Here is a 3,844-nt window from a genome sequence, read left to right as displayed (position 1 = left end):
GCCGTTGTGCACCATCTTCGCGTAGTGGCCTGCGCCGACCGGGCCGACGTGGACGAAGGAGTCCGCCCTGTCACCGTCCTGGCGCAACGCGTCGAAGACCGGCATCAACCGGTCGATGTCGGCGGCGTTACCGCCGGCCATCAACGCATAGCCGTTCTGTCGTCCCCACACCCCGCCGGAGACGCCGCAATCGAGATAGCTGATGCCGTGTTCGGCGAGGATATGCGCGTTGACCGTGTCGTCGGTGAACCGGGAGTTGCCGCCGTCGACGACGATGTCACCCGGTGAGAGAAGGCGAGAGAGCTTCCCGATCACCTGGGGGTTTGGTGCCCCGGCGGTAACCAACACCCACACCGCTCGCGGGGTGGTAAGCGACTCGACCAACGCTACGAGACTATCCACATCGCTGTCGGCGACGTGCGGGTCGTATCCGATCGCCGCGAGTCCCCGTTCACGTAGACGCCCGCGAATGTTCAGGCCCATCATTCCCAGGCCGACTAATCCCAGTTCCATAGTCACCGTTCCCCTTTCGGTTTTCAGTGTCGTGCTGTTGTCTATGTATACGGCGGTTTCGAGGCCGCCCCACCTAGCCGGACGGGGAGCTGTCACTAGCCGCTCGGCCAAGTGCATTCGCGCTCAGAGCTTTCGACACTGGTATCTGCCGCATGTCTGAATGCGCCAGCGAGAGACGGGGTGCAACAGAGGTGACGGTGTCTGGAGTACAGGCGACCAGGATCTTCACGGCCCGCCGGTGGGCATCGCGGCCCGCCGGTGGGCAGGAGGTGTGAGTGTGAAGGATCTGATCGACACCACGGAGATGTACCTCCGGACGATCTATGACTTGGAAGAAGAGGGCGTCCGCCCACTTCGAGCACGTATTGCCGAACGACTCGAGCAGAGCGGTCCAACGGTCAGCCAGACTGTTGCCCGGATGGAGCGTGACGGTCTCCTCCTGGTCGCCGGTGATCGCCGCCTGAAATTGACGGAGAAGGGCCGTGGACTCGCGGTGTCGGTGATGCGGAAGCACCGCCTCGCCGAACGACTGCTGGTCGACGTCATCGGCCTCCAGTGGGAAAGGGTTCATGCGGAGGCGTGCCGGTGGGAACACGTCATGAGCGAGGAAGTCGAGCGGCGCCTGGTGAAGGTGCTCAACAACCCCACCACGTCGCCGTACGGCATCCCGATTCCGGGGCTCGGGTTGCTCGGGCTGGACCACCCGATCGGCGACCCTGAGACACTCATCCGGCTCACGGACGTGCCGCCCGGCAGGCCGACCGCGGTCGTCGTCCGGCGTCTCGCGGAGCACGTGCAGTCGGATCCGGACGTCATGGGACAGTTGCGGGCGACGGGCGTCGTTCCGGACGCGCACATCACCGTCGAGACCAGGCGCGGTTCGGTCACCATTACGGTGTCCGGCCACAGCGGGTTCGATCTGTCCGAGGAGATGGCACATGCCGTCCAGGTGAAGCAGGTTCGGGAATAGTCATCTCGGCCGGGGCAGCGGAGAAGTGGTAACAACTGTTGGCTGGATAGTGCGTGTTAGTGATCGATACTGTGTTCTAGCGGGTACGGGTTGTGGTGTGAATTTGGTGGAGTGGGCGCAGTCAGAGGGGGTTCATCCGCAGACGGCGTATCGCTGGTTTCGGGAGGGCGTCTTGCCGGTGCCGGCGGGGTGGGTTGACCCCCAGGTGGCGACGGTGGTGGTGGAGCATCGGGATCGATTGTGTTGACCTCGTGGTGCGCCCGGCTCTGCGGGCGTCGGTCGGTCAGCCCGCAACCCGGGCGATCAAGGCGCTGCGCTGCGCCCGGCGTGATGTCGGCCCGACCGTGTTTGTCGGTGCTCTCGGTCAGAATGTCGGTCATGGCGGATGAGCGCCGGGCGTTGCGCCGGATCGGTGTCCGGTGCTGGTGGCTGCGCCTGCGGGGGTGCGGATCCGGACCCGGATTCACCTGACCGAGGCCGAGGTGACCGCAGTGTCCCCCTCCCGCTGGGCAGGGGCGATCACCCGCGCAGTCGAGGACCAATACCAGCTGGGTATGCGCGGCCTGAGCGCCCACGTCGGCGATCTACGCCAAGCCGTCGATGTGCTAGAGCAGCGGTGCGCGCTGCGCCCCGGTGAGCAGGATCTGGCACCCGCCACAGCGGGCCGCCGTCGGCGTGGTTACCGCACGGCTCATGAGCGGCTCGCCAAGACTCGCCGCCTTGCGGTGCTGCGGTCCCGACTGGTTGCCGCCCAGGATGCCCTTGCCGCTGGGCGCCCGTCGATCACGGTGGGTGGAAAACGTCTGTGGCGCAACCGCAACCACCTCGATGATACGGGGCTGACCGAGGGCCAGTGGCGAGCACGCTGGGATGCCGCGCGGATGTTTGCGACCGCCGATGGCGAATCGGGCAAGGCTGGCGGCAACGAAACGATCCACGTCGATGAGGCGGGCCGGTTGCGGGTCAAAGTCCCAGCCGCGTTGGTTGACCAGCACGGCACGCATCTCGACATCGAGGCGCCGGTCGCTTTCATCCACCGCGGCACCGAATGGGCTACGCGGGTCGCGGGCCGGTGTGCGGTGCGCGACGACATCAGCTACGACTGTTCCCGTGGGCGTTGGTATCTGGACGCGTCCTGGAAACAGGACACCGTGGTGGCACCGTCGATCGACGAGTTGCGCACCGGCCCAGTGCTCGGTGTCGATCTCAACGCCGATCACCTCGCCGCCTGTGTGCTCGACGGGTCCGGGAACCCGGTCGGGGACCCGATCACCATCCCCGTAGACACCGCGGGCCTTGCCCGCCACGCGCCGTGATGGGCGCGTCCGCGCCGCGATCACCGCCCTACTCGATGCCGCTACCTACGCCGGGTGCACCGCGGTGATCATCGAGAACCTCGACTTCGCCGATGCCCGCGCCACCGGCCGCGACACGATGGGCCGCGGGAAACGGGGGAAACGGTTCGGTCGCACGTCTCCGGCGCTGACCATTGACGACGAAAGTCCCCGAACACCACCGTGTTCGGGGACCTCCGCGATTTGCGGCTACCGGGCGAGAGCTTGCTTGAGCGCCTTCGCCGCCGCTGCGGGGTCCGCGGCGCTGTAGATGGCGCCACCGGCGACGGCGACATCGGCGCCGGCGTCACGGACGGCGGCGATGGTGTCGACCTTCACGCCACCGGCGATCGAGAACGGGACACCGGCGAGCTTGCCGTCGTCGAGGAGGGCCTGAATGGAGTAGCCGGGCTGGGCCTGCTCGTCGAGACCGGCGTGGATTTCGACGAACGCGACACCGAGCTTGGAGACCTCACGGGCTCGCTCGACGCGGTTCTCGACGCCGATCAGGTCGGCGACGACCTTCTTGCCGTGCTTCACTCCTGCCTCCACGGCTCCCTTGATGGTGGCGTCACCGGCGACACCGAGGACGGTGACCAGGTCTGCGCCTGCCGAGAAGGCGATATCGGCCTCGAGGAAGCCGGCGTCGGCGGTCTTGAGGTCGGCGAAGACCTCCTTGTCCGGGTGCGCAGCCTTGATTGCGCTGATGGCGCTAAGGCCGGCGCTCTTGATCAGCGGGGTTCCGAGTTCGATGATGTCGACGTACGGGGCCACCTTGTTGGTGAGCGCCAGGGCATCGGCGGTGGTGAGCAAATCGACTGCAACCTGCAGTTTCGTCATGTGCTTCTCCTGTCAATTGTCATCTATTTGGGGGTTTAGCGGTGTGCTATTCGGGGGTTAGCGGTGTGCCGGGTCAGCCGATGTTGGCGTGGCGTTCCCACAGCCGCTCGGCGGTCTGGTCTTCGTTGCTCCACAGCGCCTGGAACAGCGCGTCGAAGGCGAGGAGCACGGACTGCTCGAACAGGCT

General features: G+C 66.3%; 4 protein-coding genes and 1 pseudogene. 3 read left to right on the top strand and 2 right to left on the bottom strand.

Going from position 1 to position 3,844, the window contains the following annotated elements; genetic code table 11:
• Nucleotides 1-513: NAD(P)-binding domain-containing protein (locus QOI01_RS03175; protein ID WP_526378527.1), on the bottom strand; the 513-nt coding region annotated here is incomplete at its 3' end.
• A gap of 277 nt (nt 514-790) precedes the next feature.
• On the opposite strand from QOI01_RS03175, the gene QOI01_RS03170 reads away from it, so the two are divergent.
• From QOI01_RS03170 to QOI01_RS03160, 3 genes and pseudogenes are all read left to right on the top strand, one after another.
• Nucleotides 791-1,483: an iron-dependent transcriptional repressor DtxR gene (locus tag QOI01_RS03170; protein WP_526378525.1), complete on the top strand. Its 693-nt coding sequence runs from the start codon at nt 791-793 to the stop codon at nt 1,481-1,483.
• 97 nt (nt 1,484-1,580) lie between these two features.
• Nucleotides 1,581-1,670, top strand: a pseudogene (locus tag QOI01_RS03165) (IS607 family transposase); the annotation flags it as partial.
• A 238-nt stretch (nt 1,671-1,908) separates the two neighbouring features.
• Complete coding sequence (locus QOI01_RS03160; protein WP_526378523.1) at nt 1,909-2,799, top strand: hypothetical protein; 891 nt, start codon at nt 1,909-1,911, stop codon at nt 2,797-2,799.
• A gap of 228 nt (nt 2,800-3,027) precedes the next feature.
• Here QOI01_RS03160 and hxlA read toward each other — a convergent pair whose 3' ends face one another.
• Entirely contained in the window at nt 3,028-3,657 is a 630-nt protein-coding gene (gene hxlA / locus QOI01_RS03155) for a 3-hexulose-6-phosphate synthase (protein WP_526378521.1), read from the bottom strand.
• Between the last annotated feature and the right edge of the window lie 187 nt (nt 3,658-3,844).

It is taken from the genome of Mycobacterium sp., from assembly GCF_032162605.1.
In the GTDB taxonomy this organism is placed as follows: domain Bacteria; phylum Actinomycetota; class Actinomycetes; order Mycobacteriales; family Mycobacteriaceae; genus Mycobacterium.
This window is presented reverse-complemented; position numbering and strand designations above follow the sequence as displayed.